The organism is Thalassococcus lentus (genome assembly GCF_028023555.1).
In the GTDB taxonomy this organism is placed as follows: domain Bacteria; phylum Pseudomonadota; class Alphaproteobacteria; order Rhodobacterales; family Rhodobacteraceae; genus Thalassococcus_A; species Thalassococcus_A lentus.
In genome coordinates this window covers 839,860-851,373 of record NZ_JAQIOY010000001.1, presented here as the reverse complement: position 1 = coordinate 851,373, position 11,514 = coordinate 839,860, and the positions used below count along the sequence as shown (strand labels likewise).

14 protein-coding genes and 1 tRNA gene are annotated in these 11,514 nt (G+C 56.7%); 10 read left to right on the top strand and 5 right to left on the bottom strand.

From position 1 onward, the window contains the following. Positions 1–71 precede the first annotated feature (71 nt). Positions 72–314 carry an accessory factor UbiK family protein gene (locus PFY00_RS04185; RefSeq protein WP_271431245.1) on the bottom strand — a complete coding sequence of 81 codons (243 nt, stop codon included), beginning with the start codon at positions 312–314 and terminating at the stop codon, positions 72–74. Between the two features lie 92 nt (positions 315–406). On the opposite strand from PFY00_RS04185, the gene lgt reads away from it, so the two are divergent. The 5 genes from lgt (at position 407) to PFY00_RS04160 (ending at position 4,436) form a co-directional block, all read left to right on the top strand. Further along, positions 407–1,291, top strand: coding sequence for a prolipoprotein diacylglyceryl transferase (gene lgt, locus PFY00_RS04180; RefSeq protein WP_271431244.1), 885 nt, complete (start codon positions 407–409; stop codon positions 1,289–1,291). After that, the gene (locus PFY00_RS04175; RefSeq protein ID WP_271431243.1) at positions 1,288–2,352 is read left to right on the top strand and encodes a class I SAM-dependent methyltransferase; all 1,065 of its coding nucleotides are present in this window, start codon (positions 1,288–1,290) and stop codon (positions 2,350–2,352) included. The genes lgt and PFY00_RS04175 overlap by 4 nt, the downstream gene beginning before the upstream one ends. After that, complete coding sequence (gene pgeF / locus PFY00_RS04170; protein WP_271431242.1) at positions 2,349–3,104, top strand: peptidoglycan editing factor PgeF; 756 nt, start codon at positions 2,349–2,351, stop codon at positions 3,102–3,104. Before PFY00_RS04175 ends, pgeF begins: the two co-directional genes overlap by 4 nt. Before the next feature lie 134 nt (positions 3,105–3,238). Next, the gene (locus PFY00_RS04165) at positions 3,239–3,379 is read left to right on the top strand and encodes a hypothetical protein (RefSeq protein WP_271431241.1); all 141 of its coding nucleotides are present in this window, start codon (positions 3,239–3,241) and stop codon (positions 3,377–3,379) included. A gap of 265 nt (positions 3,380–3,644) precedes the next feature. Further along, complete coding sequence (locus tag PFY00_RS04160; RefSeq protein ID WP_271431240.1) at positions 3,645–4,436, top strand: Hint domain-containing protein; 792 nt, start codon at positions 3,645–3,647, stop codon at positions 4,434–4,436. A gap of 129 nt (positions 4,437–4,565) precedes the next feature. Here PFY00_RS04160 and PFY00_RS04155 read toward each other — a convergent pair whose 3' ends face one another. Continuing rightward, on the bottom strand, positions 4,566–5,423 hold the full coding sequence (locus PFY00_RS04155) for an N-formylglutamate amidohydrolase (RefSeq protein WP_271431239.1): 858 nt from the start codon (positions 5,421–5,423) through the stop codon (positions 4,566–4,568). A gap of 149 nt (positions 5,424–5,572) precedes the next feature. Between PFY00_RS04155 and PFY00_RS04150 the strand changes: the two genes are divergently transcribed. Then, positions 5,573–5,647, top strand: a tRNA-Val gene (locus tag PFY00_RS04150). 84 nt (positions 5,648–5,731) lie between these two features. Further along, entirely contained in the window at positions 5,732–5,857 is a 126-nt protein-coding gene (ykgO, locus tag PFY00_RS04145; RefSeq protein ID WP_007792261.1) for a type B 50S ribosomal protein L36, read from the top strand. Positions 5,858–5,960: 103 nt separating this feature from the next. Here ykgO and PFY00_RS04140 read toward each other — a convergent pair whose 3' ends face one another. Beyond that, complete coding sequence (locus tag PFY00_RS04140) at positions 5,961–6,848, bottom strand: AraC family transcriptional regulator (protein WP_271431238.1); 888 nt, start codon at positions 6,846–6,848, stop codon at positions 5,961–5,963. Positions 6,849–7,020: 172 nt separating this feature from the next. On the opposite strand from PFY00_RS04140, the gene PFY00_RS04135 reads away from it, so the two are divergent. Continuing rightward, the gene (locus PFY00_RS04135; RefSeq protein ID WP_271431237.1) at positions 7,021–7,968 is read left to right on the top strand and encodes an SDR family oxidoreductase; all 948 of its coding nucleotides are present in this window, start codon (positions 7,021–7,023) and stop codon (positions 7,966–7,968) included. Positions 7,969–7,984: 16 nt separating this feature from the next. Here PFY00_RS04135 and PFY00_RS04130 read toward each other — a convergent pair whose 3' ends face one another. Beyond that, the gene (locus tag PFY00_RS04130; RefSeq protein WP_271431236.1) at positions 7,985–8,578 is read right to left on the bottom strand and encodes a TetR/AcrR family transcriptional regulator; all 594 of its coding nucleotides are present in this window, start codon (positions 8,576–8,578) and stop codon (positions 7,985–7,987) included. Between the two features lie 101 nt (positions 8,579–8,679). On the opposite strand from PFY00_RS04130, the gene PFY00_RS04125 reads away from it, so the two are divergent. Further along, entirely contained in the window at positions 8,680–9,702 is a 1,023-nt protein-coding gene (locus tag PFY00_RS04125) for an alpha/beta hydrolase (RefSeq protein ID WP_271431235.1), read from the top strand. A gap of 85 nt (positions 9,703–9,787) precedes the next feature. On the opposite strand, the gene PFY00_RS04120 is transcribed toward PFY00_RS04125, so the two are convergent. Further along, positions 9,788–10,288 carry an Lrp/AsnC family transcriptional regulator gene (locus PFY00_RS04120; RefSeq protein WP_271431234.1) on the bottom strand — a complete coding sequence of 167 codons (501 nt, stop codon included), beginning with the start codon at positions 10,286–10,288 and terminating at the stop codon, positions 9,788–9,790. Positions 10,289–10,485: 197 nt separating this feature from the next. On the opposite strand from PFY00_RS04120, the gene trxB reads away from it, so the two are divergent. Then, on the top strand, positions 10,486–11,427 hold the full coding sequence (trxB, locus tag PFY00_RS04115; protein WP_271431233.1) for a thioredoxin-disulfide reductase: 942 nt from the start codon (positions 10,486–10,488) through the stop codon (positions 11,425–11,427). Positions 11,428–11,514: the final 87 nt, after the last annotated feature.

Genomic DNA, 11,514 nt, shown 5'->3' with positions numbered 1-11,514 from the left:
GGCAGCGCCCCAATACATGGGACGGCGGGTGGGGCGACGCGCCCCACGGGCGCGAGCGCCAAGCGTCGTTCTCAGGATTTCGCCTCAAGTGCGTCGAGGCGAGCCTTCAACGCTTCATTCTCTTCACGGGCTTTCTGGGCCATCGCGCGCACCGCATCAAATTCCTCACGGGTCACGAAATCACGATCCGCCAACCAACGGTCCACCAGCGACTTCATCGCCGTTTCGGCTTCGTCCTTGGCGCCCTGCGCGACACCCATGGCATTCGTCATGAGCTGCGAGATGTCCTCGAATACCTTGTTGCGTGTCTGCATAAGTCGCTCCATCGTTTCCTGATATCTATATGGGGCCTTGCTGCCCGAGTCTCAACCTTGACTTCCCTGCTCTGGCAGAGGCAACAGGACGCATGCACGCTGTAATTCCCTTTCCCGATCTGTCTCCCGAGATTTTCTCGATCTCGCTTTTTGGTCTGACCTTTGCCCTGCGCTGGTATGCGCTGGCTTATATCGCAGGCATTCTCATCGGCTGGCGGATTGCGTTGGCCACGGTGTCCCGGCCTCATCTTTGGCCCACCCAAACGCCCCCCATGACCCGTGATCAGGTCGAAGATCTGTTGACCGCTGTCATACTGGGAATCATCCTCGGTGGCAGGCTCGGCTATGTTTTGTTCTATCAACCGGGATACTACCTGCAGAACCCGCTTGAAATTCCGATGATCTGGACAGGGGGAATGTCGTTTCACGGCGGTCTTCTGGGGGTCATCGTCGCCGCGCTATGGACATGCCGCAAAACCAATGCGCCGGTCCTGCAAACCGCCGACATGCTCGCGCTTGCAACGCCGATCGGATTGCTGTTGGGGCGGCTTGCGAATTTTGTCAACGCGGAGCTTTGGGGCCGCCCAACCGATGTGCCATGGGCGGTCATCTTTCCCGGGCAATCCGCGCAGGCCTGCGGACAAGCCGTCGGAGAGCTCTGCGCGCGGCATCCATCACAGCTCTACGAGGCCGCGCTCGAAGGCCTGATTTTGTTCATCGTTCTGGTTTGGCTCGCCTCTCGTTCAGCGTTCAAAGCACCCGGCACGCTGGCAGGCACATTCATGGCTGGGTACGGCCTGTCTCGGTTCATTGTGGAGTTTTTTCGCCAACCCGATGCGCAATTCGTAACCGAGGGCAATCCTTTGGGGCTGGCACTGCACATCGGTGGCTATGGTTTGACCATGGGTCAAATTCTCACACTGCCAATGATCGCGTTTGGCCTATGGCTCATCCAGCGGGCCAAGAGACACCCATGACTCCACTGCACGACATTCTGATCCGGCAAATCAGCCGGACAGGACCGATGACAATCGCTGAATACATGTCGGCCTGTCTCCTGCATCCCGAGCATGGCTACTACACCACCTCAGACCCGATCGGGCAGTCTGGCGATTTCACGACTGCCCCGGAAATCAGTCAGATGTTCGGTGAAATGATTGGGCTTGCGCTTGCGCAATGCTGGCTTGACCAAGACCGGCCCGCACCCTTTGTCTTGGCTGAGTTGGGCCCCGGTCACGGCACCCTCATGGCAGACATTCTGCGTGTTACGGCCGCCGTGCCCGGTTTTCACGATGCGCTGCACCTTTACCTGCTCGAAGCCTCTGGGACCTTGCGAGCGGTTCAGGAAAAAACGCTGTCTGCGCAAAAACCAACCTGGGTGTCCGACCTGCAGGATTTGCCAGATCTTCCCATGTTTCTGGTCGCCAACGAATTTCTGGACGCGCTTCCAATTCGTCAGTTTCAACGAGATGATCATGGATGGCGCGAACGGGTCATTGGCGTGAAGGACGGCGCGCTGACGCTCGGGCTGACCGATGCCGCACCGCATGCTGCCCTCGACCACCGGCTTGAAGACACCGCCACGGGACAAATCGTCGAAACCTGCGCACCGGCGCAGAATATCGCAGCCGCGATTGGCCAGCACATCGCTGCACAGGGCGGCGTCGCATTTATGATCGACTATGGGGATTGGCGATCCATCGGTGATACGTTTCAGGCGCTATACCAGCATCAACCAACCGATCCGTTCAAAGAGCCGGGAAAGGCCGATCTCACAGCGCATGTCGATTTCGAAGCCATTGCCAAGGCGGCAGAACCCGCCGCGCATTCAGCCATGACAACACAAGGCGTGTTCCTTGAACGTCTTGGCATCACGGCGCGTGCGCAGGCGCTCGCCAAAAATCTGGCCGGAACCGCGCTTGAATCGCATATCGCAGCACATCGACGGTTGACGCATCCGCAGGAAATGGGTTCGCTGTTCAAGACGCTCGCGCTGTTTCCAAAGGACAGCCCATTGCCACCCGGAGTCGACCCATGACACTGGAAATCATCACGGCTGACAGTCTGGGCGACATACGCCACGGCTTTTTCACGCGGCGCGGCGGCGCGTCTTCTGGCGTGTTTCAGGGTTTGAATTGCGGCCCGGGCTCATCAGATCAGACCGATGTGGTTGCAATCAACCGTGCTCGGGTTGCCGAAGCCATGGAAGTCGCGCCCGATCATCTGGTCACGGTTCATCAGGTGCATTCGCCTGATGTGGTGACCGTAACGGCGCCCATCGTAGGCGACCGCCCCAAGGCTGACGCGCTCGTAACCGCGACACCGGGGATTGCGCTTGCGATCCTGACGGCAGACTGCCAGCCGGTTCTGTTCGCCGACAGGGACGCTGGCGTGATCGGTGCGGCCCACGCAGGCTGGCGCGGCGCGCAATTGGGCGTTTTGGAAGCAACCGTAGACGCCATGGTTGCGATCGGCGCGAACCGGGAGAGCATTCATGCAGTTATCGGGCCGTCGATCAGTCAAAGAGCCTATGAAGTGGGCCCTGAATTCCTAGAGGCATTTCTGGACCTCGACGGCGAAAACGGCCGCTTTTTTGCCGGTGGCACCGGCGACCGTGTTCAATTTGATCTGCCGGCCTTTGGATTGCATTGCCTGCGACAGGCCGGCGTCAGCGCGGAATGGACACGCCATTGCACCTATTCTGATCCAGACAGGTTCTTTTCCTACCGACGTTCGACGCATGCCAAAGAAGCCGACTATGGCCGCCTGATTTCAACCATCCGGCTTTAGCGCTCGCCCCAAAACAAACGTCACCTTTCCGCAGTATTGTCCCCGCTCTGTCACAAGTGCGCCCTATTTGAAGTCGACATTCACAATCAAAGAACATGAATGTCGGCCAAGTGCGCCGGGGCAGGAGCAAAACAATGAAAACCCGTTTCATCAAGTCGATCACTGAGAATGCGAAACAGTCGACACCAGCGATGCCTTGGGCGCGCGGTGCACGCCGGGCCGAATTCATTGCCAAGCGCGACAGCGCCCCTCAGCCCGTCCGCCGCACAGCCTGATTGAACGGTAGACCAAAACGGCAATTACACGCCTTCCGATTCGAGTCGTCACGTTTGGCCATCTGCCCAAATGTGGCGTTTTCGTTTTCCATTGGTGAACAATTTACCAAAATCAAAATCATTGAGGCCTCGATACTACTAAAATTGACATCAATTTTGACGTAGCAGAGGCATTCCGGCTTTATAGACCCAACGACACGCAATCGTCCTTTCGTCGTTGTTGGTGGGGGCCAGCACGGATGTGACCAACCCAAAGGGTGTTCACATGGCCAGCCTTCAGCCAGGCTTTGACAGAGCCGATCATACGCTTTCGCTTCGGGTTCCGAGACCGGAATCGCCTATGAATGACGGCGGAGCGCCGGGCAAAGTATCCCTGATGCGCAAGTATGAGATCGCGGCGCTCATGCCGAACCTCTCAATTGTCAGTAAATCGCACGTCGCGCCAGCAACCCAGTTGTTCGAGGAATGCGCCGCTGCATTTGCGCGGGGCACATTGATTCCCACCGTTCGCGGCCCCGTCGCCATCGAAGACCTATTGCCCGGCGACTACATCGAGACCGCGCAGGGTTCAGAGCCCGTGACTTGGATCGGTTCTACCACCTATATCCCCGGTCGCAGCGATGACGGCACCACGCTGACCCACCTGACCCGCATCACCACCGATGCCTGTGGCCTGGGCAAGCCGGCGATGGATCTCATGGTTGGCCCCGCCGCGCGGCACACGGTTCGGCATTCAAAACTGACCCGTCTTCTGGGCCAAGAGGCCGTTCTGGCACCAATTACCGACTACGCCGATGGCGACCGGTTTGTTCAGGTCACGCCCGGCGGTACCGTTCAGCTCTACCATCTGATGGTTCGCCAACACACGACGCTGAACATTGGCGGCATCGAGATGGAAACCTACCATCCCGGGAAATCCGCCAGCCAATTGGTCGGCAACAACATGCGCGCCCTGTTCCTATCGCTCTTCCCTAACATCGAAGGGCTGGAGGATTTCGGTCAGGTCAGCATGACCCGTACAACACGCGAGGTGATCGACAGCTTGATCGATACATAGCGCATATTATCCAAGACACATGTTTTCGTTGGTCCTCTCCAGACCAATTTTTGTGTACATGGTAACGCCCCGCTTAGCAGTCGTGAGCCTGCTTTGCGGGGTTTTTATTTGCATGAGATGGGTATGGACCTATTCGGCGGCCAATCTTTGATCGCGCGCGCCCATCGCCGCAATTTCCAGAATAACCCCGCGCAAAAGCTTGCGTACCGCGTGAAAATCCTTGTTGGGCTTGATCGCGGCCTCATCCATATAGATCGAACGATCGATTTCGATCTGGATGGCGTGCTGATTGCGTGACGGCCTACCGTATTGCTGCGTCGTGTAAGCCCCGGCAAACGGTGTATTCCGCGCCACGATGAAACCAGCTGAGGCAAAAGCCGCCTCGACGCGATCCACCAAAAGCCCGGAGGCCGAAGCGCCAAACCTATCGCCGATAACGATCTGTGGTCTAGGAGCTGATCCACCCCCCGTTTCCAACGCTTCGCGCGGCATGGAATGGCAGTCGATCAGAACGGCCTCACCAAAAGATTCGCGGGATCGATTCAGCAATTCCTGCAATTTGGCGTGATACGGAACCCAAATCTGTGCAAGCCGCTGGTCTGCTTCCACGCGCGGCAGCTTGCCTCGGTAAATCGCCTTTCCGCCCGCCACAACGCGAGGAACGACGCCAAGCCCACTGGCCACGCGCGGATTATGCCCACTGCGGCGCACGCCTTCGATCAGTGCGGGGTCAAGTTCATCCATCGCTCTGTTCAGATCGACATAGGCACGCGGCGCGCTGGCACGCAGTAGCGGCGCGCCAAACTGGGGGGCGCAGTCGAACAAGCGGTCTACAAAAGCATCCTCAGAGGTGCGAATGGATCGTTCGTCCAGAACCGTCTTGCGCATGAATGTCCAAGGGTAATCCCGCCCCGAATGGGGCGAGGCAAACACCACGCAAGAGGTCAGATCCTCTGGCTCGTGAAGATGATATGAAACCTTTGGCATTCACCAGTCCTTGTTGCATAGAACATAGACCGATTTTATCCTTTTCCAAAAGCCCTTGATCCCGGTTTCGACTCCTTTTATAGACCGCTCACCGGCGCGGTTTTCCGCGCCCCTTTTCTTGGGGCGTATGACAACCGCATCGGCCATACGGGCGATTAGCTCAGCGGTAGAGCACTTCGTTGACATCGAAGGGGTCACTGGTTCGATCCCAGTATCGCCCACCATGGAATTCACCGCCTCAGGCCTTGCGCCTTTGGCAAAACGCAACGCAAAGGCGCTCGCGCGCCGTGAGATGAAGGAGAGGCACCATGAAGGTTGCAAACTCGCTCCGCTCGCTCAAGAAGCGCCACCGCGATTGCCGCGTTGTGCGCCGCAAGGGCCGCGTCTACGTGATCAACAAGACCCAGCGTCGTTTCAAAGCACGCCAGGGCTGATACCAGACGCCCTGCGGCGTTTCGGATCATCGGATCATCAAAAGGCCACCCCAGGCGGGTGGCCTTTTGTTTTGCCCTGACAATTGCGCCCATCCGGCGGGCCTTAGGCCACGGCCATTGGAACCCTGTGCCCTTCGCTCCATTGCCTTGGTGACTGGCCATAGAGACGCTTGAACTCTCGGCTGAACTGAGACGGGCTGATATACCCCACATCCGTTGCTGCCTCGTTCACCGTCATCCCTGCGGCGATTTTCATGGCCGCATTGTTCAGGCGCATCGTTTTTACGAACTGAATTGGCGACATTGTCGTGACTTGCTTGAATTTTCGATGAAAGACGGCCCGGCTCATTCCGGCCCGCGCGGCCATTTCGTCGATCGAGATTGCTGCACCCAGATTGCCAGAGACATGCGCTATGGATCTCGCGATGGCATTTCCGGCGCCAAAAGCCTGCCGCGCGAATGAACCTGCCTCGCCCTTCAGGATGGCGTAGTGCAATTCACGCAGACGCAAGGCCCCCAACACGGCGCTGTCCATTTCGCTTTGCCCCAACTTCAACAGTCTCAGCAATGCGTCCGTAAACTCTGCATCCCAGGCCGCCAGTTTGATACCCTGCACATTGGACACACTGCGATCCTGAACCATGCTGCCAACAGCATTTTCCATTTCGATCGAGAGCTCAGACATTATGCGCGCATCAAGCGACACAAATACCCCATACAAAGGGTTTTCAGCCGAAGCCGTAGGGGTGCCCGCTTTGACCGGCATGGACATTGGGCAGCACAGGTAGTGCCTGTTGTCATAGACAAAGCGTTCCCCATCCAGAATGGCCTCTTTGGAACCGCTGACGATTGCGACAACACAAGGTTCGTAGACCGCCGGAACACAAGGGATCGACTGGGTGGCGCGGAAAACCTGCACGCCCTTCACGCCGGTTTCTATCAATCCATCTTCGGAGATCCGGGATGCGATAATGTTTTTGATCTGCTGCATGCTCATGGCGACACATTAAAAGGGGGCAACACGCATACTCAACCCACATGAGACAATCAGGCAAGTATTCACGACGATCTCGCCTATTTTCCACTTTCTTTGAGACTTATTTCCATTCCAGCACAAACAATCACTGCACAAATCGATGCATTGCTATGAAAGGAACATTGAAATGAAGGATACACAGTTTGGGCCCACCGGCTGGACACCTGATCGTCTCGGCTCTCTTTCTGGAAAGACATATTTGATCACTGGCGCCAATGCCGGTGCAGGGTTTCAGGCAAGCCGCATCTTTCTGTCCAAGGGGGCAAAAGTAATCATGCTGAACAGAAGCGCTGAAAAGTCGGTTGTCGCCATCAAATCGCTCAAGCAAGAGTTCGGCCCTTCCGCACAGGTCAACTTCATCAAGATGGACCTTGCTGACTTGAGCAGTGTGCGCGAGGCCGCCGCAAAGGTGCTGGAAACGGTTCCGCACATCGATGCCCTGATTTGCAACGCCGCAATCGCGCAGGTGCCAGAACAGAAATTCACCAAGGACGGGTTCGAAAGCCAGCTAGGCACCAACCACTACGGCCATTTTGTTCTGTGTGGGATGCTGTTTGATCGCCTTGAGGAATCACGTGGTCGGATCGTCGTAGTGGCAAGTCTGGGATACAAAATGGGGCTCAGGACTATCCAGTTCGATGACATGAACTGGGACAAGAATTACAGCGCCAACCCCGCCTACAGCCAAAGCAAGCTGGCGCAAATGATGTTCGCCTATGAGCTTCAGGACAAAATCAACGCAAATCAAAAGTCGGTTGAAGTCTACGTTTGCCACCCCGGTTCATCCGCCACATCGCTCATCAGCACCAGCGGTGGCCTCATGACACGCGTGGCGTTTTATTTGATGTCGTTGTCGCCCATGGTGCAATCCGCGGAAAAAGGTTCCTACCCCGAAGTCATGTGTGCCACGGAAAACGGACTGGAACAGCGGGCGCTCTATGGCCCCACGGGCCGTATGGAATGGGTTGGACCTGTGGGCAAAGGGACGCTAGAGCCCCATGCCTATGACAAGTCAGTCATGGAAAAGCTGTGGGTCATTTCCCAAAAGGAAACCGGTTTCGAATGGGCGTTTTGAAGCTTCGCCTCGTCAATCAGTCGTTTTGATCGACCCCAAGGGCCGGCAAGATGTCGAGGATGGACAGCCCCTTCATGTTGTCTTTTTTGAACCGCCCTGCCGTAACCAGTTGTGCGTAGCCGTGCACAAGACTCCAAAGCGCTACCTGCCCCTTACCATTCATTTCATCGACCGTACCTTGGTGCCAACCCAGGCCGGTTGAAATGTCAGCCAGAACCACGAAACAGGCCCCGACCTGACGCATAAGGTCGGGATCATCATTCACAAAGCGGTCACGCGAAAACATCAGCTCGTAGAGCGACGGGTTTTGCTCGGCAAAAGCGATGTAGCCCAAGAGCGCTGTTTTGCGCCGTCGATCGCGATCGGCATCAGCGGGCAAATCAGCAGTCATCATTTGAGCCAGCTCTGAATAGCCCTGTGTGACAATCGCCGTCAGCAGACCCGCCATATTGCCAAAATGGTTCTTTGGAGCCGTATGGCTGACACCGACAACCTCGGCGCATTTGCGCAATGACAGCCCGGTCAGGCCGTCCCGCTCCAAGAGACGGCGCGCCGCGTCGAGGAAAGCCTCTCGGAGGTTGCCATGATGATAACTGCGCTCTGCTTCCACGGATTCTTCTCCTCAATGTTTCCACTGTAAATTTCTGCTTGACCACACGCAAGCCCAGGAATATTTAATATTTCCACTGGAAACATTACCGGAGCGCAAAAATGAAAAAGCTAGTTGTTTGGGTGTTATCGATAATCGCTTTGGCTGTTGCGGCCGGCGCCTTTGTCTGGTTCGCCAATCCCTTTGATATGCGGAACAATCTGCTGGTCAGCCAAATTGTAAAAATGCGGGTTGCACCGGCACGTTTGGAAAACCCCAAGGATCCCGGTGACTACGGCATGGTCTTCAAAGATGTGGATATCATGACTGCGGACAACGTGCGCCTGAGCGCATGGGAAATCGCCAGCCCCTCACCTTCTGACAAGACGGTAGTCGTGAACCACCCTCTCACAACAACGCGCTATGGTTCCGAAAGCGGCCTCGACGGCGTCGCGGCTGAATTCCTGCCTATGGTCAAACACCTGCATAACGCCGGATACAACATCGTTATGTACGACCACCGCGGACAGGGGGACAGCGACGGCGGCATTGGTTCAGCTGCGGTTGGCACCGAGGCACCCGTAGGCGCAGGCGTCACCGAATGGCAGGACGTGGCTGCATCCCTTCGGTATGTGCTGGCTCACCCGGATTTTGCCGACGACGAGATTGTGTTTCTCAGCCAGTGCATGGGGGCCAACGCAACCTTCCTTGCATGGAAGAACGAGCCAGAGTTGTTTGCCAACCCGCAGATCAAGGGACTAATCGCGAACCAGCCGACATTGTCATACAACATGACCGATCGGTTCATTCGCGCAAAAACCGGATTTGATCTGGTGGATCGGGTTCTGGATGCACAACGCGAAAAATACGGGTTCGGATTTGCTGAAGCGTTGGACTACATCCCAAGCCTGACCGTGCCGGTGCTGTATGCGCAGGTCGAAAAAGACGTCTACACGTTCAACGACGCGACTGGACAAAACGATATCCAAGAGATCATGAACGCAACCCCTACGCCACATGACATTGTTTGGATCGGACCAGAGCAAGAGACGCCATTTGGCACGGGCCAGCGCTTTGACGGATACCAGTTTTTCAACAAGCATCCTGAAGCGCTGCTGGAATTCCTGGCCAAACACACAAGCTGACGCAGCCAAGATCGATCCCGTCCCAAGCGGCGGGGTCGATCCATTGTTTTTCGAGGAAACGAAACTGACGCCTTTCACCCCGCGATTATGCGGATCGGCTCAGACGCTCTTCCAGAATGTCAAAAGGAACACCGGGCTCGTCCTTGGCGCCGCGGATAACCAGCGAGGTCTTCACACTCGCCACGTTTGGCGCCGATGTTAGCTGGCCGGTCAAAAACGACTGGAAGGTGCTCAGATCAGGCGCGACACATTTCAAAATGAAATCCACCTCGCCGTTGAGCATGTGGCATTCGCGAACCAATGGCCAACCTTCACAGCGTTCTTCAAAGGCTTTGAGATCGGATTCAGCCTGACTCTGAAGTCCGACCATAGCAAACACCTGCACCTCGAAACCCAGTTCGCGGGCCTCGACATCAGCGTGATACCCTTTGATGAAACCTTGCTCTTCGAGGGCCCGCACACGGCGCAAACATGGTGGAGCCGAAATGCCAACGCGCTTGGCCAACTCAACGTTGGTCATGCGTCCATCTGCCTGCAGTTCTGCCAAGATCTTGCGATCTATCGGATCAAGCCTGTGCGCTCCCATGGCACCCCCCTATCGATGCCGGTTAATTACACCACGCATCCTGAGTGCGCAATAATATTTCAACACAGCGCAAGAATCTTGTCAGGAGGTCCATCTGATCGCAACTGCGTCATCTGTTGCTTTCACCCCTTTCGACTGCGGGCCAGCGGGTTTATATCGGTTTCCCAAACATGACGCCAAAGGTCAGGAGACATCGCATGTCCGACACCCGCCACACTAAGGTTCTCATCATCGGTTCTGGCCCTGCTGGGTACACCGCCGGAGTTTATGCTTCGCGCGCGATGCTGGATCCGATTCTGGTTCAGGGGCTGGAACCGGGCGGTCAGTTGACCACGACAACCGAAGTTGAGAACTGGCCCGGCGACACCGAGGTCCAAGGCCCCGACCTGATGGTCCGGATGGAAGCCCACGCCCGCGCCATGGGCTGTGAAATCATCGGCGACATCATCAGCAAGGTCGATTTCGATCAACGTCCCTTTGTGGCCCACTCCGACAGCGGAACTACATACACCGCCGATGCCATCATTCTTGCAACGGGTGCCCGTGCCAAATGGCTGGGGCTGCCTTCGGAAGAAGCGTTCAAAGGCTTTGGTGTTTCTGCCTGTGCGACCTGCGACGGCTTTTTCTATCGAGGCAAGGAAATCGTCGTGATTGGCGGCGGCAACACCGCCGTCGAAGAAGCGCTGTTCCTGACCAACTTCGCCTCCAAGGTGACCCTGATCCACCGCCGCGATGAGCTGCGCGCCGAAAAAATCCTCCAAGATCGTCTGTTCAAGAACCCCAAGATCGAACCGCTGTGGTTCCACCAACTCGAAGAAGTGGTGGGAGACGAAATGCCAAAAGGCGTGACCGGCGTAAAAGTACGCAACGTGCAAACCGACGAGATCAGCGAAATCCCCTGTGCCGGTGTCTTTGTCGCGATTGGCCACGCACCAGCCAATGAGCTGGTCAAGGACGTGCTGGAAACCCATATGGGCGGCTATGTCGTGACCAAGCCCGACAGCACCGAAACCTCGATCCCGGGCGTCTTTGCCGCGGGTGACCTGACCGACCACAAGTATCGTCAGGCAGTCACTTCGGCAGGCATGGGCTGCATGGCGGCGCTGGAGGCTGAACGCTGGCTGGCCGAACAGGAATAGCGGAAGCCCCCGACCCAAGGGCTTTCAGCTAACACATTCAGCATGCGCTACGGTGGACGGGAAATCACTGCCGACTTTGACCACTGG

What these genes read in the sequence shown, in the direction of transcription:
- PFY00_RS04185 (WP_271431245.1), bottom strand. Translation starts at nt 314, where the DNA reads ATGCAGACACGCAACAAGGTATTCGAGGACATCTCGCAGCTCATGACG.
- lgt (WP_271431244.1), top strand. Translation starts at nt 407, where the DNA reads ATGCACGCTGTAATTCCCTTTCCCGATCTGTCTCCCGAGATTTTCTCG.
- PFY00_RS04175 (WP_271431243.1), top strand. Translation starts at nt 1,288, where the DNA reads ATGACTCCACTGCACGACATTCTGATCCGGCAAATCAGCCGGACAGGA.
- pgeF (WP_271431242.1), top strand. Translation starts at nt 2,349, where the DNA reads ATGACACTGGAAATCATCACGGCTGACAGTCTGGGCGACATACGCCAC.
- PFY00_RS04165 (WP_271431241.1), top strand. Translation starts at nt 3,239, where the DNA reads ATGAAAACCCGTTTCATCAAGTCGATCACTGAGAATGCGAAACAGTCG.
- PFY00_RS04160 (WP_271431240.1), top strand. Translation starts at nt 3,645, where the DNA reads ATGGCCAGCCTTCAGCCAGGCTTTGACAGAGCCGATCATACGCTTTCG.
- PFY00_RS04155 (WP_271431239.1), bottom strand. Translation starts at nt 5,423, where the DNA reads ATGCCAAAGGTTTCATATCATCTTCACGAGCCAGAGGATCTGACCTCT.
- ykgO (WP_007792261.1), top strand. Translation starts at nt 5,732, where the DNA reads ATGAAGGTTGCAAACTCGCTCCGCTCGCTCAAGAAGCGCCACCGCGAT.
- PFY00_RS04140 (WP_271431238.1), bottom strand. Translation starts at nt 6,848, where the DNA reads ATGCAGCAGATCAAAAACATTATCGCATCCCGGATCTCCGAAGATGGA.
- PFY00_RS04135 (WP_271431237.1), top strand. Translation starts at nt 7,021, where the DNA reads ATGAAGGATACACAGTTTGGGCCCACCGGCTGGACACCTGATCGTCTC.
- PFY00_RS04125 (WP_271431235.1), top strand. Translation starts at nt 8,680, where the DNA reads ATGAAAAAGCTAGTTGTTTGGGTGTTATCGATAATCGCTTTGGCTGTT.
- PFY00_RS04120 (WP_271431234.1), bottom strand. Translation starts at nt 10,288, where the DNA reads ATGGGAGCGCACAGGCTTGATCCGATAGATCGCAAGATCTTGGCAGAA.
- trxB (WP_271431233.1), top strand. Translation starts at nt 10,486, where the DNA reads ATGTCCGACACCCGCCACACTAAGGTTCTCATCATCGGTTCTGGCCCT.